Raw genomic sequence first — 21,631 nt, 5'->3', positions numbered from 1 at the left:
CCATGACGCTTGCCAATTTTATGAAGACTCTCGTTAGCGGTCCCCGCATCGATTCGCTCCAGCAAGCACGGACGGAATCCTGGGCCACATGGGTTGCGCCGGTTCCCGGCGAGCATGCATGCGGACGTGATCCCGGCTACGAAGACGCGTTCTTCGAACTGAAGGACGAAGCCGGCAAGCTGTCGGGAATCGATGATGGGTTGATCGTCCGCGCATGTGAGCACCTGCTCAAGGAGACCGGCAAGGATTTGCGCCTCGCCGGCTACTACGCGTTCGCACGGCTGCGGCAGGACGGCCCGGCCGGATTCGCCGACGGGCTCGAACTGGCCGCCGCGCTCGTCGACCGGTTTGGCGAGGACGCATTACCCGCTCGTCACGAAGCGAAGAAGGCCGCGCTTGAAATGTTGGCGACTGCGCGTGTGATCGAGACGCTGGATAGCCGTGGTGACTTTCTGCCGTCCGATCTGGAACGCACCTTAGCCGCTCTCGACGTACTCGTGATGCGGACGGCGGCATGGCCTGATGCTGCCCGTCCGAATCTGCAGTCACTCGTATCCCGCTTCGAGAAAAAGGAAACGCTGGCACGCGGCGTCGATCCCGGCGTCGCGATGCCGCCTATGCCAACCGCAGGCAAGTCGTTGGCCGGATCGATCGTGTCGACACGCGACCTGCTCGATCAAGCGCGCGCGATGTCGGCGTGGCTACGGGATCAGGAAAACGGCTACTTGCCTTCGGTACGCGTCGTGCGAAGCATTCGATGGGACACGTTGCACGACGTGCCGCCGTCGGACGCCGCGTCGCATACGCGTCTGGTGCCGCCACGTGCCGAATTGCGTCAACAGATGAAACGCCTCGTTTTGCAGAAGCACTGGCACGAGCTACTGGAGCGTGTCGAGGGCGCGTTCATGGAAGGCGTGAATCACCTGTGGTTCGACCTGCAGTATTTCCAGCACGTCGCGCTCGACCACGTCGGTACGCCGTACAGCACGTGGCGAGAATTGCTGCGCGCCGACTTCGCGCTTTTCCTCGAACGATTGCCAGGCATCGAACGGCTGGCATTCAGCGACGGCACGCCATTCGCCGACGACACGACACTCGAATGGATTGCCCGGCATGCGGTCGTGCGCAACCTGGAAGCGGGTGAGACGGTTGCGCCGCTGCCTGTTTCCGCAGATAGCGAGAACGATGCAGCGGGCGACTGGCCGGAGATCGAAACCCAGGCCCGCGAACTGGCCGCCCGTGAAGGTATCGAGGCGGCTTTCGCCTGGCTCGAAGCACTGCCCGGCATGAAAACCGACCGACATCGCTATTTGCAGCGGCTCGTGATGGCTCGCCTGGCCGACCATGCCGGCCGCCACGATGCGGCGCTCGCGCTCCTTGCCGAGCTCGACGGAGCCACCCGCTCGCTGCCGCTGATGCGCTGGGAGCCGGCGCTGACGTTTGAGGTCAAGCAACAACTGGTCAAGGCATTGAAAGCGATGAGCAGCCGCAAGGATGCCGACAAGCCGGCGCTCGGCCGCCGCATCAGCGAGCTGCATGCGGAACTCACGGTACTCGATCCCGCCCGCGCATTGACCCTTTCGTAACGGATTCCCATGGACAACAACGATCCCATCCTGCGCTACTACGAAGCAGAAATGCGTTACCTGCGCGAATCCGGCAAGGAATTCGCGAAGGCGCACCCCGACCGTGCGCGTTTGCTCAATCTCGACCGCGTCGGAGATCGCGATCCGTACGTCGAGCGTCTATTCGAAGGCTTTGCCTTCCTGACGGGCCGACTTCGGCAGAAGCTCGACGATGAACTGCCCGAATTGACCGAAGGGCTCGTCAGCCTGTTGTGGCCGCACTATCTGCGGATGATTCCGTCGCTGTCGATCGTCGAACTGACGCCGTTTGCGGAGAAACTGCAGAAGACGGTGGTCGTGCCGGCCGGCGTGCCGGTGCGTTCCGCGCCGATCAACGTGCCTTCCCCGGACGGCGCGGAAAGCGTGGCGCAGCAGACGGTGCAATGTCTGTACCGGACGACGCAGGCCGTTGCGCTGCAGCCGGTCTCGATCACGCATGCCGGGCCTGCGGTGCTGCACGACGGGCGATCGGTGATTCGTGTCGGCTTCGCGTTGCAGGGATCGGCGCTGCGCAAGGAGACGGATCTGTCGCGGCTGCGTCTCCATCTGAATGCCGATCTGCCGACCGCATTCGCGATGCATCTTGCGTTGACGCGCCAGGTCGATGCAATTTACTGGCGTGTTCCGGAAATACGTGATGGCGAAGCCGTGCCACTTCCGGGCGTCAAGATCGAGGCGGCGGGATTTTCGACGGAAGAACGGCTGTGGCCCAAGGCCGATGCAGCGTTTTCCGGATATCAGCTGTTGCTCGAATACTTCACATTCCGCGAAAAATTCCTGTTCGTCGATCTGTGCGGGCTGGATGTCTCGACACTTCCCGAAAAATCGATTCGCTTCGAACTGGAAATCCTCCTGAACGACGCCTATCCGTCGGACCATCGTTTCAACGCGGAGAACGTGCGACTGTTCTGTTCGCCAGTCATTAACCTGTTCGAACTGGATGCCGAGCCGATCGAGATCGATCATCACGAAACCGAATATCGCGTCGTGCCGGCCGGTCATCAGGGCGAGCATGTCGAAACATATTCGGTCGATGCGGTCGTGACGTTCGATCACGATACGGCCGAGCGATACGACTATGTGCCGTTCGCGACGTTCCGGCACCGCGGTGGCATGCTGCGGCACGAGGCGCCTGAACGCTATTTCCACACGCGCGTGCGCTCCGGGGTATCGGGACTCCACGAAATGTGGGTCGTTCTAGGCGGCCATGCGTGGGAGACGATGGATACGCTGCCAGAGGAAAGCCTGTCGCTGCGCGTGACGGGCACGAACGGACTGCTGCCGCGCAAGGGGCTGCGCGAGGCGAGCCTCGACGAGCTGGCGGCCAGCACGCCGAACGTCGCAGGGGTGCGCAATCTCGTATCGCCGACATTGCCGCTGTATCCGCCGACGGAAGATCGTTTCCAGTGGCGTGTGCTGTCGCATCTTGCACCGAATTTCCTGTCGATGATGAACGCGGAGGTGTTGCGTGGCGCTTTGGCACTGTACGACTGGACGAACGAGGAACTGAATCGGCGGCGACTCGCCGGCATCCTGCATGTGTCGCAGGACATGATCGAGGAAGTGTCGGGCGGCGCGGTCGAGCGCGGTGTACTGATCGAGGTCACGCTCGATGCGCATGCGTTTTCCGGCGAGGGCGACGTGATGCTGTTCGGCGAGTTGCTGCACCGGTTCTTCGGCGCGTATGCGGAAATCAATCTGTTCACGAAGCTGGTGGTCGTCAGCCTACCGTCCCGCGCGCGGACGGAATGGCCGCGCAGCAAGGCTCAGCGGGCGCCGCTATGATGCCCTCGATTGATCGGGCGGGCGCTGAAGTCGCTGCGTCGAAGGGACGGTCGGCGTTAGCCATGACGCTGTTCGAGGGAGCGCCGACTATGACTTTCATGCAGTTCTGTCGTCTTCTGGAGGCGTGCATGCCCGAACGTCCCGGGTTCGGCACGCGCGATACGCCGGAGCATGAGCCGGTGCGGTTTCGGCCGCGTCCGCACTTGGGGTTTCCGGCTGGTGAGGTGGCCGCTGTCGAATTCGACGACGAGCACGTCGATGCGCCGCCGACCGTGCGCACGACCTTCATGGGGCTTTACGGCGTCGATGCAGCCATGCCGTCGCACATGATCGACGAGATCGTGTTGCGGGAGGAGGGGCATGAAGCGGTCGAGGCTTTTCTCGATCCGTTCAATCACCGCGCGGCGACGCTGCTGTATCGCGCATGGAAGAAGTACCGCTATCCGGAGCGCTTTCGGGCCGGCGGTGTCGACGATTATTCGCAAAGCCTGCTGTGTCTGGCGGGATTCGGATGGGGCGACAAGCCCCAGCGGGCGGGTCTGCCGAATTCGCGGATGCTTGCGCTATTGGGGTTGTTGATTCAGCGCACGCGCACGTCGGAAGGGCTGGCCGGTGTAGTGGCGCTTGCCGTGCCTGGGGCCGATGTTCGCGTCGACGAGTTCTGGGCGGTGACGACGAGTGCCGGGCGACCGAACCCGTTGACGTCGGTGAAGCCGGATGCGAAGTGCAGCGGACTCGGGGGCGGTTACGTGCTCGGCAGGCGTCTCGCCTATCGCAGCCGGGCGGTGCATTTGACGTTGCGACCGACCGATGCGCGGCAGGCTCAGGATTTGTTGCCGGGCGCATGGCTGCATCGAGAGGTGATGGCATTCATCCAGCTGTATGTCGGCATCAAGGCCGATGTGCATGTGCGGATGGAAGTGTCGTCGCGGTTCGTTCCGCGTCCTGTCGTCGGGATCGTACGAGTCGACCCGGCGCCGCGGCTCGGCTGGACGACGGTGTTGCCGTCAGCCGACGATCGCCTGATCAACATCGCGTTGGGCATCTATGAGGCGTTCCCCGTGCCGCAACCCAACCCGCATCTCGTGCCGCGCACGATCTGATTCCGGAGTCTTCATGTTCTATCGAATGAGTGCGGCCACTGCTGCCGCCGTATTGCTGCTGTCGGGGTGTGGCGCTTGGCAGTCGGTATCGGATGCGTCGTCGAATGCATACCGCGCGGTGTTCTTCAAGCAGGTCAAGGTGCTTGATGTCGATCTGACTGCACGCTCGGCGCTGAACCCGGACGACGCGGGACGACCGACGTCGGTTGCCGTTCGCGTCTATCAGTTGAAGGATCGCAAGATGTTCGATGCGGCGTCGTATGACGATCTGTTGAAGAACGATCGGACCGTGTTGGCCAAGGATCTGCAAGCGGTTATGTCGACTGTTGTGAGCCCCGGGGCGTCGTCGAGCTTGTCTCAACCGATGCAACGAGAGACGGTGTATGTGGCGATTGTCGCGTTGTACCGTGTCCCCGGCGCCGCCGAAGATTGGAAGCGCATCATCGAGAAAAAGAGGCTTGATCCGGATGCGCCTCTACGTATCGGATTGATGTCGAATGGACTTCAGATGACGGGAGATATCCTCAAGTGAATGGGGCTACGGGTCATCGAGACAATCGGGGCGGGAAACTGCGGGGAAGTGGCGACCCATGCGCCGGATAACCGGCGGCACGGGTCGCACGGAAATCACCGATCGTCGTCGCGAATGGACGACGGATGCCGGCACAGCGCCCGCACCTCCATCTCCATATACGGAAACAACGGCAGTTGGCTCAACAGGTCATGCAGCTGCTGCACGCTTTCCACATCGAAAATACTCACGTTCGCATACTGCCCCGCGATACGCCACAGATGCCGCCAGGTCCCTTCGTTCATGAGCCGCTGGCACATCGCCTTCTCTTCGGCCTTCAGCGTGGCCGCCTTGACCGGATCCATGTCCGTCGGCAGACGGACGGTCATTTCCACATGAAACAGCATCCTGTGCTCCTTGCGTTGTCGATTCGTCGAACGGGACGGCCGCTCAGGCCTGCGCCCGTGCCCGCGCGACTTCGCTCGCCGGCACGTCCTGCTTGTCCTTGAGCAGCGAGAAATCGAAGTCGATCAGCGCGAACGGCCCGTCGATGCCATACGGCTTGCCTTGCGCGCCCTCGGCCTGCTTGACCTTCGGGATCAGCCCTTCGCGGGTCGCGAATGCGAAGTCGTCCCAGATGTGCGGGTCGCCTTCGATGTTGATCTGCGTCGTCAGCTTACGATATCCGTCCGCGGAAACGAAGAAGTGGATGTGCGCCGGACGATGGCCGTGGCGGCCGAGCTGGTCGAGCAGCTGTTCGGTCTTGCTGCCCGGCGGCACGCTGTAGCCGACCGGCAGCACGCTGCGGAAGCTGTAGCGGCCCTCGGCATCGGTGCGGATCGAGCGGCGCAGGTTGAACGCCGGCTGCGACTGATCGAAGTACGAATAGTTGCCCAGATGGTTCGCGTGCCACACCTCGACGAGCGCATTCGCGATCGGCGCGCCGTCCTGACCGAGTACCTGACCGCGCATGATCAGCGTCTGGCCCGGATCGGTGCCGTCGTCGAGACGCGCATGGCCGACCGATTCCGGCGCGCCCGCGACGTACAGCGGCCCTTCGATCGTGCGCGGCGTGCCGCCCTGGAAGCCGGCTTTCTCCTCGGCCTCGTCCATGCGCACGTCGAGGAAGCGCTCGAGGCCGAGCCCCGCGGCGATCAGCCCGAATTCACGGCCGGCTTCGTTCAGGAAGTTGAGCGCGGTCCAGAACTCGCTCGGCTGCACGTCGAAGTCTTCGATCGTGTAGCAGATGTCCTTCACGATCCGGTTGACGATCGCGCGCACGCGCGGGTTGCCGGGCTTTTCCGCGGCGTCGTCGAAGGTTTTCAGCAGGGCGTCGATGGCTTGCTTGTTCATCTGTGTCTCCGGTTTCGGTTGTCGTGTCATGCGGGATCAGCGGGCGTCGCGTCGCATCCGTTCGATGCGGGCCCAGTCGAAGGTGATGCCGAGGCCGGGCGTCGCCGGCAGGTGCAGCTTGAAATCCTGGTAACGCAGCGGCTCGACGAGGATTTCCTCGGTGAGCAGCAGCGGGCCGAACAGCTCGGTGCCCCATTTCAGCGAGCCGAACGTGCTGAACAGTTGCGCGGACGCCATCGTGCCGGCCGCGCCTTCGAGCATCGTGCCGCCGTACAGGTCGATGCCGGCGGCCGACGCGATCGATGCGACACTCGCCGCACCGAGCAGGCCGCCCGATTGCGCGATCTTCACCGCGAACACGTCGGCCGCGCGGTCCTGCGCGAGCGCGAATGCATCGACGGGGCCGTGCAGCGCCTCGTCGGCCATGATCGGAATCTGCGCGAGCTGCGTGAGGCGCTTCAGCCCCGCACGGTTGGTCGCCGCGATCGGTTGTTCGACGAGGCTCACGCCGGCCTCCGCGAGTCGGGCGCCCGCGCGGATCGCGTCGGTTTCGGTCCATGCCTGATTCACGTCGACGCGGACGTCGCCGCGCTCGCCGAGCGCGCGCTTGATCGCGATCACGTGCGCGACGTCATCGTCGACCGCATTCGAGCCGATCTTCAGCTTGAACGCGCGATGGCGGCGCGCGTCGAGCATCGCCTCGGCTTCCGCGATGTCGCGTTGCGTGTCGCCGCTCGCGAGCGTCCACGCCACGTCGACCGCATCGGTCGTGCGGCCGCCGAACAGCTCGGACAGCGGCACGCCGAGGCGGCGCGCCTGCGCGTCGAACAGCGCGGTTTCGAGCGCGCATTTCGCGAACCGGTTGCCCTGGAACAGTTTGCGCGCACGCGCCATCGCGGCGCCGGGGCGCGTCGCGTCCATGCCCTGCAGCAGCGGCGCGAAGTAGGTGTCGATGTTGACCTTGATGCTCTCGGGGCTTTCCTCGCCATACGCGAGACCGCCGATCGTGGTCGCTTCGCCGACGCCCTCGATACCGTCCGTGCATCGAACGCGAACCAGCACGAGGGTCTGGCAATTCATCGTGGCGACCGACAGTTTGTGGGGCCTGATCGTCGGCACGTCGACGAGCAGCGTCTCGACGCGTTCGATGGTGGCGGTAGTTGCTATCATGCGATTCCTCCTGTTGGTGCACATGGTAGGAATTTCCGCCGAGCGGCGTCCAACACTCTTTCCGACTACTTCCATACCTTTGAGGCATGAAATGGAATTGCGCCAGCTCCGGTATTTCATCGCCGTCGCGGAGGAAATGAACATCACGCGGGCGGCGGAGCGCCTGCACATGACGCAGCCGCCGCTGAGCCGCCAGCTCCAGGCGATCGAGGACGAGGTCGGGCTGCCGCTGTTCGAGCGCGGCGCGCGGCCGCTGAAGCTGACCGACGCGGGCCGCGTGTTCTATGCGCAGGCGACGCGCGTCGTCGAACAGGCCGACGAGCTCGGCCCGCTGACGCGGCGGCTCGCGCAGTTGTCGGAGCGGATCGTGATCGGCTTCGTGCCGTCGACGCTCTACGGCGCGCTGCCGGACGTGATCCGCGCGTTTCGCGAGGCGCACCCGGGCGTCGAGCTGTCGCTGATCGAAATGTTCACGCTCGAGCAGCTCGGGGCACTGAAAGGCGGGCGGATCGACGTCGGGTTCGGCCGCCTGCGTTTCGACGACGACCAGCTCGTGCGCGAGGCGCTGATCGAGGAAAAGCTGATCGCGGCGCTGCCGGTCGGGCATCCGCTCGCCGATCCGGGCCGGCCGTTGACGCTCGCGGACATCGCGAACGAGACGCTGATCGTCTATCCGAGCACGCCGCGGCCGAGCTTCGCGGACCAGCAGTTGTCCGCGCTGCGCGACGGCGCGCTCGTGCCGGCGGCCGTGCACGAGGTGCGCGAACTGCAGACGGCGCTCGGGCTCGTCGCCGCGCAGGTGGGCGTGTCGCTGGTGCCGGAGAGCGTGGAAGGCGTGCGCGTGAAGGGCGTCGTCTACCGGCGGCTGCCGGAACCCACGGCGACGTCGCCGATCATCATGAGCCGCCGGCTGCACGGCGAAAGCGCCGCGACGACCGCGTTCTGCGCGATCGCGCGGGAGATGATTGCGCCGGCAGCGTAGGGGCGGTATTTCCGTACTGGCCGCAACTAACGGTCAAATTCGGCGTGCCAGGCCGAATGCGGAGCGGGTGTCGCGATGCGATGTCATCTGCCGCTGATGCAGGCGGACAGCGAGCCGGCAAGCCGACCCGGCCGGCAACCGGCAAGCCGACGTCCCCGCTACCACTTACCACTTACCGCTTCCCGTCGAGCGTCTCCGAAGGCGATTCGCCGAACTTCTCCCGGTACGCGATCGCGAATCGCCCGAGGTGCGTGAACCCGCAATCGAGCGCGATATCGGCGATCCGTCGCTCGGACACCGACCCGCGCAGCAACTCCCGCGCATGCTCGAGTCGCGTCGCGCGCAGGTATTGCATCGGGCTCATTCCGCGGAACTGCAGGAAGGCGTCACGCAGTGTCCGCTCCGGTACGTTGGCGGCCTGGACGATATCGATGAGCTGCAACGGCTGCGCGTAGTGTGCGTTCACGAACTCCTGCGCGCGCCGCACGAAGCCCGGCGCGGGATCCTGGCGCGCGCTCGGTACCGACGGCGGGTGGCCTTCGATCAGCAAATCGATCAGCAGATGCTCGAGCTGCGACGCGACGCGCGGGTTCGCGTTCGCCCGTTCGAGCAGCGCCGGCGAGCGGGCGACGAGCATCAGCTGCTGGCGCCACGCGGTGAGCGCGGCATCGCTGATGTGCAGCACGGGGTCGAGCATCGCGCGCGGGTCGCCGGTCAGCGAACCGACGGTCGCGGCATCGATGCGCAGCACGAACTGCTCGCAATCGGCGGACAGCACCGCGTCGAAGCGCTCGCCGGGCGCGCACAGCACGCCGGTCTGCCCGTCGACGCCGAGCCGGCGCCCCATCGCGTGGACTTCCGCCTGCCCGGACAGGCAGAACATCAGCAGGTAATAACCGTCGACGGCGTCGACCTGCACGCGCATCGCGTCGCCGAACGCGATGGTGCCGATGCCGAGCCCGCCGAGCCGCACGAAATCCATATGCGATGCGCCTTGCACGCGGCCGCTCGGCAGCAGCGCGTGCGGCTGCATCACGCGCGAGATCCGCTCGCGCGTCTCGTCGAGATCGCGGGATTCGAACAGCCGGTGCGCACGCAGCGCAAGCGGCTCGAACGACGTTGGGGACATGGGCATCGGCCTTGGTATGAACGACGGGCGCTTCGATCCGACGAATGGGTCGGGATCGCGCTCGGGTCGCGTGTGTCGCCATGCTAGCGCAGAAATCCGCCGAAAGTGGATATTGCGCCGCCGCAATCGCACTTTCCGGATAGACGCCGAATTTTAGCTTTTCAAAAATCGGCTCCATGCAATCAACGAAACGGAACCAGAAGGAGTCCGACATGGAGCAGACAGAATCGCCCGTCGTATTCGCCGCGCGTGACGACGCGTCCGATGTGCGCTTTCCGCACGACGACGGCTCGCGCGTGCCGTACAAGGTGTTCAGCTCGCAGGCCGTCTACGATCGCGAGCAGGAACGCATCTTCCGCGGGCCGACATGGAACTTCGTCGCGCTGGAAGCGGAAATCCCGAACGCCGGCGACTTCAAGAGCACGTTCGTCGGCGACACGCCGGTCGTCGTCACGCGCACCGAGGACGGCACGCTGTCCGCATGGGTGAACCGCTGCGCGCACCGCGGCGCGCAGGTGTGCCGCAAGTCGCGCGGCAACGCGAGCTCGCACACGTGCGTCTATCACCAGTGGAGCTTCGACAACCAGGGCAACCTGCTCGGCGTGCCGTTCCGGCGCGGCCAGAAGGGGATGACCGGGATGCCGGCCGACTTCGACCCGAAGCAGCACGGGCTGCGCAAGCTGCGCGTCGACAGCTATCGCGGGCTCGTGTTCGCGACGTTCAGCGATGAAGTGGCGCCGCTGCCCGACTATCTCGGCGAGCAGATGCGTCCGTGGATCGACCGGATCTTCCACAAGCCGATCGAGTATCTCGGCTGCACGCGCCAGTATTCGAAGTCGAACTGGAAGCTGTACATGGAGAACGTGAAGGATCCGTATCACGCGAGCATGCTGCACCTGTTCCATACGACCTTCAACATCTTCCGCGTCGGGATGAAGGCGCGCTCGATTCCGGATGCGAACCACGGGCTGCACAGCATCATCACGGTGACGAAGACGAACGACGACACGTCGGCCGCGTACAAGCAGCAGAACATCCGCTCGTTCGACGAGGGCTTCCATCTGGAAGACGAATCGATCCTCGATCTCGTGTCGGAATACGACGAGGACTGCACGAACCATATCCAGCCGATCTTTCCGCAGCTCGTGATCCAGCAGATCCACAACACGCTGGTCGCGCGCCAGATCCTGCCGAAGGGGCCGGACAACTTCGAGCTGATCTTCCACTTCTTCGGCTACGCGGACGACACGCCCGAACTGCGCGCGCTGCGCATCAAGCAGGCGAACCTGGTCGGGCCGGCCGGCTACATCTCGATGGAAGACACGGAAGCGACCGAGCTCGTGCAGCGCGGCACGGTGCGCGACGCCGACGCGACGTCGGTGATCGAGATGTCGCGCGGCAACCCGGATCAGCAGGACACGGTGATCACCGAAAGCCTGATCCGCAAGTTCTGGGTCGGGTACCAGAAGCTGATGGGCTATCGAAGCGGGAGCGCGCAATGATGGAAAACCTGACGGAAGACATGAAGACGTGGTTCGAGATTTACATGCTCCAGAACCGCTACATCGGCCACCTCGACAACGACCGGCTCGAACACTGGCCGGAAATGTTCACCGAGGACTGCACGTACGAGATCGTGCCGAAGGAGAACGCGGATCTCGGGCTGCCGGTCGGGATCGTCCACTGCACGAACCAGCGCATGCTGCGCGACCGCGTGGTGTCGCTGCGGCACGCGAACATCTTCGAAGAGCACACGTACCGGCACATGACGTCGGGGCTCACGATCGTTGCGGAGCGCGACGGCGAGATCGACACGGAGAGCAACTACGTGGTCGTGCAGACGCGCAGCAACGGCGAATCGAACGTGTACCAGGCCGGCAAGTATTACGACACGGTCGTGCGCACGCCCGACGGGCTGCGCTACAAGACCAAGCGCGTGATCTACGACACGTCGCGCGTGCAGACGCTGCTCGCCACCCCGATCTGACAGCCAAGGAAACGACATGACCGAAGCAACGCTCGCCGAATGGCATCCGCTGGGCGCATTCGACGAATTCTCCGAAGACGAACCGGCGGCGCGCGTCGCCGGCCAGAAGCCGATCGCGGTGTTCCGGATCGGCGACGAACTGTTCGCGATGCACGACCTCTGTTCGCATGGTCACGCGCGGCTGTCCGAAGGCTATGTGGAAGACGGTTGCGTCGAATGCCCGCTGCACCAGGGGCTGATCGACATTCGCACGGGTGCGCCGAAGTGCGCGCCGATCACCGAGCCGGTGCGGACTTATCCGATCCGGATCGTCGACGGTCAGGTGGAAGTCAATGTCGGGTGACCCGTTCGTGATCGTCGGTGCCGGCCATGCGGCGCGGCGCACGGCCGAGGCGCTGCGCGCGCGCGACGCCGACGCACGCATCGTGATGATCGGCGCGGAGCGCGAACTGCCGTACGACCGGCCCGCGCTGTCGAAGGACGCGCTGCTGGGCGACGGCGGCGAGCAGCGCGCGTTCATCCGCGATGCGGCATGGTACGACGCGCAGCGCATCGAGCTGCGGCTCGGCACGCGCGTCGATGCGATCGAGCGCGATGCGCAGCGTGTGCGGCTCGACGACGGCGCGACGTTGCCGTTCGCGCGCCTCGTGCTCGCGACGGGTTCGCGCGTGCGTGCGTTCGGCGGGCCGGTCGACGAAGGCATCGTCCCGCATTACGTGCGCACCGTTGCCGACGCGCGTGCGTTGCGTGCGCAGCTCGCGCCGGGGCGCCGCGTGGCGGTGCTCGGCGGCGGCTTCATCGGCCTCGAGGTGGCGGCCGCGGCACGCCAGCTCGGTTGCGACGTGACGGTGATCGACCCGGCCGCGCGCTTGCTGCAGCGTGCGTTGCCGGAAGTCGTCGGCGCGTATGCGCGGCAACTGCATGACGCGCGCGGCGTGGTCTTCCAGATGGCGACGCTGCCGCGCGCGATTCGCCGCGCACCGCGCGGCGGCGCGATCGTCGAGACCGATCGCGGCGACGTGCAGGCCGATATCGTCGTGGTCGGCATCGGCGTCGTGCCCAACGTCGAACTCGCGCAGGCGGCCGGCCTCGAGGTCGACAACGGTATCCGTGTCGATGCGGGATGCCGGACGGCCGATCGCGCGATCTTCGCGGCGGGCGAGGTGACGATGCACTTCAATCCGCTGCTCGGGCGCCACGTGCGGATCGAGTCGTGGCAGGTCGCGGAGAATCAGCCGGCGGTCGCGGCCGCGAACCTGCTGGGTGCGGACGAAACGTATGCCGAGCTGCCCTGGCTGTGGTCCGATCAGTACGATTGCAACCTGCAGATGCTCGGGCTGTTCGGCGGCGAGCGAACGATCGTCGTGCGTGGCGATCCCGCGAGCGGGCCGTTCACGGTGTTCGGGCTGGACGACACCGGGAAGATCGCTGCGGTGGCGGCGGCGAACCTGGGGCGCGACATCGGTGCATCGCGGCGCCTGATCGCGGCAGGCGCCGTGCCGGATCCGGTGAAGCTCGCCGATCCGGCGGTGAACCTGAAGACCTTTCTCTGAGGCAGTGCGCGAACGCGGCCGGCGCGGCCGTGTTCGCGCCGGGTAGCTGAAACGTCGAGCGTGACCTGTTCCGGACAACCTTTCCGGCTCGGGCAACGCGCGCGGGTTTGTCGCGGGCCGGCGATCGGTGCATATTAGCGGCATTGCCGTTTCACCGGTCGCCCATGACGCCAGACAAAGCCCTCGAACTGAAACGCAGCAAGCGCCGCGCGCTATGGCTGCTGCTGGCCGCGGTCGCGGTATTCGTCACGACGATCCTGCTGCCGCGCGGCCCGTGGGTCGACGGTTTCAAGGCGGTGGCCGAGGCCGCGATGGTTGGCGCGCTCGCCGACTGGTTCGCGGTCGTCGCGCTGTTTCGCCGCGTGCCGATTCCGTTCGTATCGCGCCACACCGAAATCATCCCGAAGAACAAGGACAAGATCGCCGACAACCTCGCGGTGTTCGTGCGCGAGAAATTCCTCGGTCCCGACGCACTCGTCGCGCAGATCCGCCAGCACGATCCCGCACGGAAACTCGGCGCATGGCTCGGCGAGCCCGCGAACACCGACGCGCTCGGCGGCTACGTGACGAAGCTGATGAGCTTCGCGCTCGACATGACCGACGATGCGCGGATCCAGTCGTTCGTCCACGACGCGTTCCGCGCGGTGATCGACCGCATCGACCTGTCGCAATCGCTGGGCGCGATCCTCGACACGCTGACGAAGGACGGCCGCCACCAGGCGTTGCTCGACGATGCGATCGAGCAGGTAGTCGACGTGCTCGACAAGGAGGAGAACCGTGAAGTGATCGCGGGCTTCATCGTCGAATGGCTGAAGACGCAATACCCGAAGGTCGAGAAGATCATGCCGACGCAGTGGTTCGGCGAGAACGGCGCGCGCATGCTGGCGAGCGCGGTGAGCCGCGTGCTCGAGGGCGTGGCGGCCGATCCGGAGCACGAGTTGCGGCAGCGCTTCGACCGCACGGTCGTGCGGCTCACCGAGCGGCTGAAGCATGACCCTGCGTTCATCGCGAAGGGTGACGAGATCAAGCGCTACATTCGCGACGGCGACGCGTTCAATGACTATGTGCGCGATCTGTGGGACCAGTTGCGCGCATGGCTGAAGGCCGATCTCGCGCGGCCCGATTCGACGCTGCACCGGCAGGCCGCGACGCTCGGCGGCTGGCTCGGCGCGCGGCTCGCGCAGAGCCCGGCGCTGCGTGCGTCGCTGAACGAGCACATCGAGAAGGCCGTGCACGATATGGCGCCGGATTTCGCGGATTTCCTGATGCGTCACATCCGCGATACGGTGCGCAACTGGGATGCGCGCGAGATGTCGCGGCAGATCGAGTTGAACATCGGCAAGGACCTGCAGTACATCCGCATCAACGGCACGCTGGTCGGCGGGCTGATCGGGCTCGGGCTGTATCTGGTCTCGCTGGTGCCGCGCTGGGCGACGGCGTGGCTGCATTGATGCGGGCGCGGCCGGTCGGTTGTCCGGACACTGAACGTGGCGCACGGCAGGGCATGGGTCGCAGTATGTAAGCCATGGTTTACATGTTGGGTGAATGAAATCGGCGTGCCTCCGACAATACGGTACGGCCGCGCGCGCCGTTTGACGTCGAATTGACCGTCAGGCCGATCCTTTCGCGCGGCCGGACCCGGCCATTCGGCCGAAGTCGGAATTCCGCGAATCCGTCTACAATCAAAAACGTCCTTGCCGCCCGTGCGTGCTTGCCGCGCGCGGGCGAATCCGTTTGTCCTCCTGCACAGGGAGGCGCCGCCGTGCGTTGCGCGGCGGGCAGTGCCGTGGTCAGTGTCCAGTAGGTAAAGCGTCCGCGTGCCGTAGGCCGGCGCGCGTTCTGAACGTCGCGCGCCCGTAAGCCGGGCAGGCGGCATCAACCGAGAGTCCCCCCATGAAAGCATCGGATCTGTTCGTGAAGGCGCTGGAAGCCGAAGGTGTCGAGTACGTGTTCGGCATCCCCGGCGAGGAAAACCTCGATCTGCTCGAATCGCTGCGGCGATCGAAGATCAAGCTCGTGCTGACCCGGCACGAGCAGGCGGCCGGGTTCATGGCTGCCACCTACGGCCGCCTGACGGGCCGCACCGGCGTGTGTCTCGCGACGCTCGGGCCAGGCGCGACCAACTTCGTGACGGCTGCCGCCTATGCGCAGCTCGGCGGCATGCCGATGCTGATGATCACCGGGCAGAAGCCGATCAAGTCCAGCAAGCAGGGTCACTTCCAGATCGTCGACGTCGTCGGCATGATGCAGCCGCTCACGAAGTTCACGCGGCAGATCGTGTCGATCGGCAACATTCCGTCGGCGGTGCGCGAGGCGTTCCGTCGCGCGGAGGAGGAGCGCCCGGGCGCCGCGCACCTCGAACTCCCGGAGGACATCGCGCACGAGGAGGGCGACGGCAAGCCGATTCCGCGCAGCTACAGCCGGCGGCCGGTGGCCGAGGAGAAGGCGGTCGCGCACGCGGTCGACGCGATCCAGGCCGCGCGCCACCCGCTGTTGATGATCGGCGCGGGCGGCAATCGCAAGACGACCTGCAAGATGCTGCTCGAATTCGTCGACAAGACGGGCATCCCGTTCTTCACGACCCAGATGGGCAAGGGCGTGATCGACGAAACGCATCCGCTGTGGCTCGGCAACGCGACGCTGTCCGACGGCGACTTCGTGCACCGCGCGATCGAGCATGCGGACTGCATCATCAATGTCGGCCACGACGTGATCGAGAAGCCGCCGTTCTTCATGCGCACGGACGACAAGACCGTGATCCACGTGAACTTCCTCGGTGCGCAGGTCGATCCCGTCTACTTCCCGCAGATCGAGGTGGTCGGCGACATCGCGAACGCGGTGTGGCAGATGAAGGAGGCGATCGCGCCGCAGCCGCATTGGGATTTCGCCCGCTTCGCGATGATCAAGGAGCATTTCGACGCGCATCTGGCGAAGGGCCAGCACGACCCGCGCTTCCCGATGTACCCGGTGCGGATCGTGAACGACCTGTACAACGCGCTGCCGACCGACGGGATCGTCTGCCTCGACAACGGGATGTACAAGATCTGGTTCGCGCGCTACTGGCGTGCGCACGAGCCGAACTCGCTGCTGCTCGACAACGCGCTCGCGTCGATGGGCGCGGGCCTGCCGTCGGCGATCGCGACGAAGATCGTGCATCCGCAGCGCAAGGTGATCGCCGTGTGCGGCGACGGCGGCTTCATGATGAATTCGCAGGAACTCGAAACCGCCGTGCGACTGAAGCTCGACATCGTCGTGATGATTCTGCGCGACGATGCCTTCGGGATGATCCGCTGGAAGCAGGAGAACATGAACTTCCCCGATTTCGCGATGACGCTGCAGAACCCCGATTTCGTGTCGTATGCGCAAAGCTACGGCGCGCACGGGCATCGCGTCGAAGCGGCCGACGATCTCGAGCCGCTGCTGCGCGAGTGCTTCTCGTCGCCTGGCGTGCACGTGATCGACGTGCCGATCGACTATTCGGACAACGAGCGCGTGCTGAACCGCGAGATCAAGCGGTTGTCCGCGCAACTCTGAATTCCCCGTTCACAGGAAGGAGTCGTTCCATGCTGAAGGAAACCTATCCGTACTATCTGGCCAACGAAGCCGTCTACGCGAACACCGATCTGGAAGTGACCGACAAGTTCAGCGGCAAGGTCGCGACGCGCGTCGCGCTCGCCGACGCGAAGGCGATCGATGAGGCTATCGGCGCGGCGGTCGGCGCCGCGAAGCCGATGCGCGAGTTGCCGGCCTACAAGCGACAGGCGGTGCTCGACCATTGCGTCGCGCGCTTTCGCGAGCGTTTCGACGAGCTGGCGGAGGCGCTGTGCATCGAGGCCGGCAAGCCGATCAACGATTCGAAGGGCGAGGTGACGCGGCTGATCGATACATTCCGTGTCGCGTCCGAGGAGTCGGTGCGCATCGACGGCGAGGTGATCAACCTCGAGATCTCGGCACGTGCGCAAGGCTACACCGGCTATACGCGGCGCGTGCCGATCGGCCCGTGCTCGTTCATCTCGCCGTTCAACTTCCCGCTGAACCTCGCCGCGCACAAGGTCGCACCCGCGCTGGCCGCAGGCTGTCCGTTCGTGCTGAAACCCGCGAGCCGCACGCCGATCGGCGCGCTGATCATCGGCGAGGTGCTCGCCGAAACCGACCTGCCGAAGGGGGCATTCTCGGTGCTGCCCGCACATCGCGACGGCGCGGACCTGTTCACGACCGACGAGCGTTTCAAGCTGCTGTCGTTCACGGGTTCGCCGGCCGTGGGCTGGGCGCTGAAGGAGAAGGCCGGGAAGAAGAAGGTCGTGCTGGAGCTCGGCGGCAACGCGGCGGCGATCGTCGACGCGGATCAGCTCGAGCAGCTCGACTACGTGGTCGAGCGTCTCGCGTTCGGCGCGTATTACCAGTCGGGCCAGAGCTGTATCGGCGTGCAGCGGATCCTCGTGCATGCGGACCTGTACGACGCGCTGCGCGACAAGCTGATCGCGAAGACGCGTTCGCTGAAGATGGGCGATCCGAAGGATCCGTCGACGTTCGTCGGCCCGATGATCTCCGAATCCGAATCGCGCCGGCTGTCCGGCTGGATGGAGGCGGCCGTCGCGGCGGGCGCGAAGATCGTCGCGGGCGGCAAGGTCGACGGCGCGATGTTCGAGGCGACGCTGCTCGAAAACGTCGGTCGCGAACAGGACCTGTACCGCAAGGAGGCATTTGGTCCCGTCGCGATCCTCGAGAAGTTCGAGCGCTTCGACGATGCGCTCGCGCGCGTCAACGACAGCGACTTCGGGCTGCAGGCCGGCGTGTTCACCGATTCGCTCGCGCATGCACAGCGCGCGTGGGACGAGCTGGAGGTGGGCGGCGTCGTGATCAACGACGTCCCGTCGTTCCGCGTCGACAACATGCCGTATGGCGGCGTGAAGGATTCGGGGCTCGGCCGGGAAGGGATCCGTTACGCGATCGAGGACATGACCGAGCCGCGCCTGATGGTCGTGAGGCGCCTCTAGCGCGAAGGGACGCGGCATGACGGCACGCGGGCAGGCGAGAACGCAGGCCCGCGTGCCGTTTTCGTTTCGGCGTGCACCGAAGGGCGCGGCGCCGCCCGCGCGGTGCGCCATCGTGACGGCACCGCGTGCCGTGCTCGCCGAACGCGCTCGACTGCGCGCATCGCATCGTGATGTAATCGCGCGAATTGGCCAACCGGGGTACGACATCGGCTGGCGTGCGCATTCATTCTTCACGAGATCGATTCATGTCTCCTGTCTCGGCATTCAAACTGGTTCTGTTGTCATTCCTCGCGATCGTCGCGCTCGAATGCATCGCCAAGCGGCTGCGATTGCCGCCCGCGGCCGCGCTGCTGATCGGCGGCATCGGCATCGCGTTTATTCCCGGCCTGCCGCCGATCAACCTCGATCCGGAGCTCGTGCTGCTCGTGTTCCTGCCGCCGCTGCTGATGGACGGCGCGTATTTCTCGGTGTGGGAGGAGTTCAAGCACAACGTCGGCGGCATCCTGATGCTCGCGATCGGCGCGGTGGTGTTCACGACGTTCGCGGTCGGTTTCGCCGTGCACTGGGTCGTGCCGTCGCTGCCGTGGGCCGCGTGCTTCGCGCTCGGCGCGATCGTGTCGCCGCCCGACGCGGTGGCCGCGAAGGCCGTGCTCGAACGCGTCGCGCTGCCGCGCCGGCTGATGGTGCTGCTCGAAGGGGAAAGCCTGTTGAACGACGCGGCGGGCCTGGTGCTGTTCCGCTTCGCGGTCGCTGCCGCGCTGACGGGTGCGTTCAGCCTCGAGCACGCGGTCGTGCGCTTCGCGGAACTCGGGCTCGGCGGCGTCGTGGTCGGCTTCCTGGTCGGAAAGCTCGTCGTGTGGTTCCTGAAGCTGCTCGATGACGACTATCTGGTGATCACCGTCGCGGTGATCGCCGGCTGGATCGCGTACATCGCGGGCGAGATGGTCGAGGTGTCGGGCGTGATCGCGACGGTCACGGCCGGCATGATCGTCGGCTGGCATCAGCACGAGGTGTTCTCGGCGGCCGTGCGCACGCGCGGCACCGCGTTCTGGCAGGTCATCGTGTTCCTGCTCGAAGCGCTGGTGTTCGTGCTGATCGGGTTGTCGCTGCGCGGTGCGATCCACCGGCTCGGCGGCTTCGAGCAGGTGCTCGCGACGATGGTCCCGCCGGTGCTCGCGGTGCTGGTGGCGGTGGTCGTGTCGCGCTTCGTGTGGATCTATGCGGTCGAGGCGCTGAAGATGCCGGTGCGCGGGATCATTCGGCGTGGTGTCGCACCCGACTGGAAGGCCGCGACGATCATGAGCTGGGCCGGGATGCGCGGGGTCGTGACGCTGGCGATCGCGCTGTCATTGCCGGAGGCGATGCCGGGCCGCGACGTGATCCTGGTCGCGTCGTTCGCGGTGATCCTCGTCACCGTGCTCATGCAGGGCACGACCATCGGGCCGCTGATCCGGCTGCTGCGCCTGCCTCAGCGCGAAGAGCGCGCCGCGCATCACCTGACCGAGCCGCAGGCGTGGGCGCATATCGAGGCTGCGCAGCTCGCGGCGATCCAGCCGCTGGTGCGCGACGAGAGCGGCAAGGTGATTCACCCGCGCCTGCTGGAGCAATACACGTATCGCGCGGAACTGACCGAGCGGGCGAAGAACGAGCCTGCTTATCCGGCGGAGGTACGCATCGCGCACTACGACGTCGTGCTGGCCGCGATCAAGGCCGGGCGTGTGGAATTGTTGCGCCTGCATCGTTCTGGCCGCATTCACGACGAGATGCTGCACATGCTCGAGCGCGATCTCGACCTGCAGGAAGTGTCCGCGCAGCACGCGCGCGGGTAACTGGCCGCGCAAATCGGGTTGGGCGCGCGGTGCCGCGAGCCTTCGCGTCGCGCCGATCCGGTCGCGGCGCGCGATTTTCCCCCTCCATCTCTGCCGATTCCATCGCATCGGAATCCGGCCCCAAAACGTTCGATACGACGGCTTGCAGCGCATGCAAACCTCGTGGCGCCGGCTGCGCAAACGTTATCGTCTTTCGCGTCCGGAAATGATCTGATTTAACTAAATCCCGCTCTTTCACCATATTTGGCAAAACTAAACCGGAAGGAGATAGATGCTGTGTTCTAATTTCATTTAGAATCAGCCGGTTATCTTTATTGAGAGAAAGCGCGCGGAGGTAATGCGACCGTCGTCGGGGTGAAATCGGCGTTCGGATCCCCGCGAGGCAATGCCGACAGGCCAGATCGGCAGCAATAGGCGGATTTCTTCGCCGCCATATTTAAGATGGCGTCCAAGTCGGATAAACAACTCCTATGAAAGAATCAATTGGAGATTTGGCGTTTGAAACGGTATTTATGAAAGAATCCGGCGGTGAAAATGCGCTGGATTGTCTCGAGTCCGGGCTATCGGTTCTGCTCGTCGACGATCAGCCGTTCGTCGGCGAGGTGATCCGCCGCGCGCTGCGCAGCGAGCACGATATCGACTTGCATGTGTGCACCGACGCACATCGGGCGATGGCGGTCGCGCGCGACGTGAAGCCGACGGTCATCCTGCAGGATCTCGTGATGCCGGAAATCGACGGCCTCGATCTCGTTCGCGCGTGGCGCGCGAACACCGAGACCGCACGCGTGCCGATCATCGTGCTGTCGGCGAAGGAGGAGCCGATCGTCAAGCGCGAGGCGTTCATCGCCGGCGCGAACGACTACCTCGTGAAGCTCCCGGACGCGATGGAGCTGACCGCGCGCATCCGCTATCACTCGAATTCGTACCTGATGTCGCGCCAGCGCGACGAAGCGCTGGATTTCCTGTCGCACGACATGCGTTCGCCGCAGACGTCGATCCTCGCGCTGCTCGAGGTCTACCGGACCGAGCACGGCGACATGCCGCCGATCATGGAGCGCATTGCCGGCCACGCACGGCGCGCGCTCGCGCTCGCGGACGGCTTCATCCACCTGACCCGCGCGCAGTCGGAACGCCGCGCGCACGAGGTCCTGAGTCTGAACGAGATCGTGCTCGACGCTGTCGACCAGCTGTGGGAGAAGGCGGCCGGATTCGGCAGCCGGGTCGTTGCCCACGTGCCCGACACCGAGTGCGTGACGATGGGCGACCGCATGATGCTCACGCGCGCGGTCGCAAACCTGATCGACAACGCGCTGAAGTACGGCCCGGCCGGCACGGACGTGCACTGCACGCTGAGCGACGACGACGGTGCGTGGCTGATCGGCGTCGAAGACGCCGGCTCCGGCATCGCGCCCGAGCAACGCACGGCCGCGACCGAGTCGTTCGTGCGGCTCGAATCCGTGCATGGCGCGGCGCGCAGCGGCTTCGGCCTCGGGCTTGCGTTCGTCCGCGCGACGGCCGCACGGCATCGCGGCCAGATCCTGATGCGCAATACGGTGCGTGGCTTCATGGTCGCGCTTCGGCTGCCGGCGCAAGCGGACCGATGATTT

General features: G+C 65.4%; 18 protein-coding genes. 14 read left to right on the top strand and 4 right to left on the bottom strand.

What is annotated here, in order from left to right:
• The first annotated feature begins 2 nt into the window (after positions 1–2).
• Genes tssA through tssJ form a run of 4 tightly spaced genes read left to right on the top strand, consistent with a single transcriptional unit; the run spans position 3 to position 5,045 of the window.
• Positions 3–1,586, top strand: coding sequence for a type VI secretion system protein TssA (gene tssA / locus WS66_RS09795; protein ID WP_059601558.1), 1,584 nt, complete (start codon positions 3–5; stop codon positions 1,584–1,586).
• Positions 1,587–1,595: 9 nt separating this feature from the next.
• Positions 1,596–3,410 carry a type VI secretion system baseplate subunit TssF gene (tssF, locus tag WS66_RS09790; RefSeq protein WP_059601560.1) on the top strand — a complete coding sequence of 605 codons (1,815 nt, stop codon included), beginning with the start codon at positions 1,596–1,598 and terminating at the stop codon, positions 3,408–3,410.
• Positions 3,374–4,513 (top strand): type VI secretion system baseplate subunit TssG, encoded by a 1,140-nt coding sequence (tssG, locus tag WS66_RS09785; protein ID WP_108064645.1) that lies wholly within the window; start codon positions 3,374–3,376, stop codon positions 4,511–4,513. The genes tssF and tssG overlap by 37 nt, the downstream gene beginning before the upstream one ends.
• Before the next feature lie 13 nt (positions 4,514–4,526).
• On the top strand, positions 4,527–5,045 hold the full coding sequence (tssJ, locus tag WS66_RS09780; RefSeq protein WP_059601562.1) for a type VI secretion system lipoprotein TssJ: 519 nt from the start codon (positions 4,527–4,529) through the stop codon (positions 5,043–5,045).
• Between the two features lie 95 nt (positions 5,046–5,140).
• On the opposite strand, the gene catC is transcribed toward tssJ, so the two are convergent.
• From catC to WS66_RS09765, 3 genes are read right to left on the bottom strand one after another with little or no spacing between them, the layout of a single operon-like run.
• Positions 5,141–5,431: a muconolactone Delta-isomerase gene (gene catC, locus WS66_RS09775; protein ID WP_059601564.1), complete on the bottom strand. Its 291-nt coding sequence runs from the start codon at positions 5,429–5,431 to the stop codon at positions 5,141–5,143.
• A 43-nt stretch (positions 5,432–5,474) separates the two neighbouring features.
• Complete coding sequence (gene catA, locus WS66_RS09770) at positions 5,475–6,377, bottom strand: catechol 1,2-dioxygenase (protein ID WP_059601566.1); 903 nt, start codon at positions 6,375–6,377, stop codon at positions 5,475–5,477.
• A 36-nt stretch (positions 6,378–6,413) separates the two neighbouring features.
• On the bottom strand, positions 6,414–7,547 hold the full coding sequence (locus WS66_RS09765; protein WP_059601568.1) for a muconate/chloromuconate family cycloisomerase: 1,134 nt from the start codon (positions 7,545–7,547) through the stop codon (positions 6,414–6,416).
• A gap of 91 nt (positions 7,548–7,638) precedes the next feature.
• Here WS66_RS09765 and WS66_RS09760 point away from each other — a divergent pair, with 91 nt between their 5' ends.
• Positions 7,639–8,529: a LysR family transcriptional regulator gene (locus WS66_RS09760; RefSeq protein ID WP_059601570.1), complete on the top strand. Its 891-nt coding sequence runs from the start codon at positions 7,639–7,641 to the stop codon at positions 8,527–8,529.
• 172 nt (positions 8,530–8,701) lie between these two features.
• On the opposite strand, the gene andR is transcribed toward WS66_RS09760, so the two are convergent.
• On the bottom strand, positions 8,702–9,658 hold the full coding sequence (gene andR / locus WS66_RS09755) for an anthranilate 1,2-dioxygenase regulatory protein AndR (RefSeq protein ID WP_059601572.1): 957 nt from the start codon (positions 9,656–9,658) through the stop codon (positions 8,702–8,704).
• 212 nt (positions 9,659–9,870) lie between these two features.
• On the opposite strand from andR, the gene andAc reads away from it, so the two are divergent.
• The 9 genes from andAc to WS66_RS09705 all read left to right on the top strand — a co-directional run bounded on the left by andAc (position 9,871) and on the right by WS66_RS09705 (position 21,628).
• On the top strand, positions 9,871–11,160 hold the full coding sequence (gene andAc / locus WS66_RS09750; RefSeq protein ID WP_059601575.1) for an anthranilate 1,2-dioxygenase large subunit AndAc: 1,290 nt from the start codon (positions 9,871–9,873) through the stop codon (positions 11,158–11,160).
• The gene (gene andAd, locus WS66_RS09745; protein WP_059601577.1) at positions 11,157–11,645 is read left to right on the top strand and encodes an anthranilate 1,2-dioxygenase small subunit AndAd; all 489 of its coding nucleotides are present in this window, start codon (positions 11,157–11,159) and stop codon (positions 11,643–11,645) included. Before andAc ends, andAd begins: the two co-directional genes overlap by 4 nt.
• 16 nt (positions 11,646–11,661) lie before the next feature.
• Positions 11,662–11,988, top strand: a complete 327-nt coding sequence (andAb, locus tag WS66_RS09740) for an anthranilate 1,2-dioxygenase ferredoxin subunit AndAb (protein WP_039344765.1) — start codon at positions 11,662–11,664, stop codon at positions 11,986–11,988.
• The gene (gene andAa, locus WS66_RS09735; protein WP_059601579.1) at positions 11,978–13,198 is read left to right on the top strand and encodes an anthranilate 1,2-dioxygenase system ferredoxin--NAD(+) reductase; all 1,221 of its coding nucleotides are present in this window, start codon (positions 11,978–11,980) and stop codon (positions 13,196–13,198) included. Before andAb ends, andAa begins: the two co-directional genes overlap by 11 nt.
• Positions 13,199–13,362: 164 nt before the next feature.
• Entirely contained in the window at positions 13,363–14,649 is a 1,287-nt protein-coding gene (locus WS66_RS09730) for a DUF445 domain-containing protein (protein WP_059601581.1), read from the top strand.
• Between the two features lie 442 nt (positions 14,650–15,091).
• Entirely contained in the window at positions 15,092–16,732 is a 1,641-nt protein-coding gene (locus WS66_RS09720) for an acetolactate synthase large subunit (protein ID WP_059601583.1), read from the top strand.
• A 29-nt stretch (positions 16,733–16,761) separates the two neighbouring features.
• Positions 16,762–18,195 (top strand): aldehyde dehydrogenase family protein, encoded by a 1,434-nt coding sequence (locus tag WS66_RS09715; protein WP_059601585.1) that lies wholly within the window; start codon positions 16,762–16,764, stop codon positions 18,193–18,195.
• Positions 18,196–18,440: 245 nt separating this feature from the next.
• Complete coding sequence (locus WS66_RS09710; protein ID WP_059601587.1) at positions 18,441–20,024, top strand: Na+/H+ antiporter; 1,584 nt, start codon at positions 18,441–18,443, stop codon at positions 20,022–20,024.
• Between the two features lie 470 nt (positions 20,025–20,494).
• The gene (locus WS66_RS09705; protein WP_059601589.1) at positions 20,495–21,628 is read left to right on the top strand and encodes a hybrid sensor histidine kinase/response regulator; all 1,134 of its coding nucleotides are present in this window, start codon (positions 20,495–20,497) and stop codon (positions 21,626–21,628) included.
• The last annotated feature ends 3 nt before the right edge of the window (positions 21,629–21,631 follow it).

It is taken from the genome of Burkholderia sp. LA-2-3-30-S1-D2, from assembly GCF_001523915.2.
Lineage (GTDB): Bacteria > Pseudomonadota > Gammaproteobacteria > Burkholderiales > Burkholderiaceae > Burkholderia > Burkholderia diffusa.
The sequence above is the reverse complement of the archived record's forward strand: the minus strand, read 5'-3'. Positions and strand labels throughout refer to the sequence as shown.

Excerpts from the sequence above, each read along its gene's own strand:
- andAa (WP_059601579.1), top strand. The coding sequence starts at position 11,978 with ATGTCGGGTGACCCGTTCGTGATCGTCGGTGCCGGCCATGCGGCGCGG.
- andAb (WP_039344765.1), top strand. The coding sequence starts at position 11,662 with ATGACCGAAGCAACGCTCGCCGAATGGCATCCGCTGGGCGCATTCGAC.
- WS66_RS09765 (WP_059601568.1), bottom strand. The coding sequence starts at position 7,547 with ATGATAGCAACTACCGCCACCATCGAACGCGTCGAGACGCTGCTCGTC.
- andAd (WP_059601577.1), top strand. The coding sequence starts at position 11,157 with ATGATGGAAAACCTGACGGAAGACATGAAGACGTGGTTCGAGATTTAC.
- andR (WP_059601572.1), bottom strand. The coding sequence starts at position 9,658 with ATGTCCCCAACGTCGTTCGAGCCGCTTGCGCTGCGTGCGCACCGGCTG.
- WS66_RS09710 (WP_059601587.1), top strand. The coding sequence starts at position 18,441 with ATGTCTCCTGTCTCGGCATTCAAACTGGTTCTGTTGTCATTCCTCGCG.
- WS66_RS09760 (WP_059601570.1), top strand. The coding sequence starts at position 7,639 with ATGGAATTGCGCCAGCTCCGGTATTTCATCGCCGTCGCGGAGGAAATG.
- WS66_RS09720 (WP_059601583.1), top strand. The coding sequence starts at position 15,092 with ATGAAAGCATCGGATCTGTTCGTGAAGGCGCTGGAAGCCGAAGGTGTC.
- andAc (WP_059601575.1), top strand. The coding sequence starts at position 9,871 with ATGGAGCAGACAGAATCGCCCGTCGTATTCGCCGCGCGTGACGACGCG.
- catA (WP_059601566.1), bottom strand. The coding sequence starts at position 6,377 with ATGAACAAGCAAGCCATCGACGCCCTGCTGAAAACCTTCGACGACGCC.
- WS66_RS09705 (WP_059601589.1), top strand. The coding sequence starts at position 20,495 with ATGAAAGAATCAATTGGAGATTTGGCGTTTGAAACGGTATTTATGAAA.
- catC (WP_059601564.1), bottom strand. The coding sequence starts at position 5,431 with ATGCTGTTTCATGTGGAAATGACCGTCCGTCTGCCGACGGACATGGAT.
- tssJ (WP_059601562.1), top strand. The coding sequence starts at position 4,527 with ATGTTCTATCGAATGAGTGCGGCCACTGCTGCCGCCGTATTGCTGCTG.
- WS66_RS09715 (WP_059601585.1), top strand. The coding sequence starts at position 16,762 with ATGCTGAAGGAAACCTATCCGTACTATCTGGCCAACGAAGCCGTCTAC.
- WS66_RS09730 (WP_059601581.1), top strand. The coding sequence starts at position 13,363 with ATGACGCCAGACAAAGCCCTCGAACTGAAACGCAGCAAGCGCCGCGCG.
- tssG (WP_108064645.1), top strand. The coding sequence starts at position 3,374 with ATGGCCGCGCAGCAAGGCTCAGCGGGCGCCGCTATGATGCCCTCGATT.
- tssF (WP_059601560.1), top strand. The coding sequence starts at position 1,596 with ATGGACAACAACGATCCCATCCTGCGCTACTACGAAGCAGAAATGCGT.
- tssA (WP_059601558.1), top strand. The coding sequence starts at position 3 with ATGACGCTTGCCAATTTTATGAAGACTCTCGTTAGCGGTCCCCGCATC.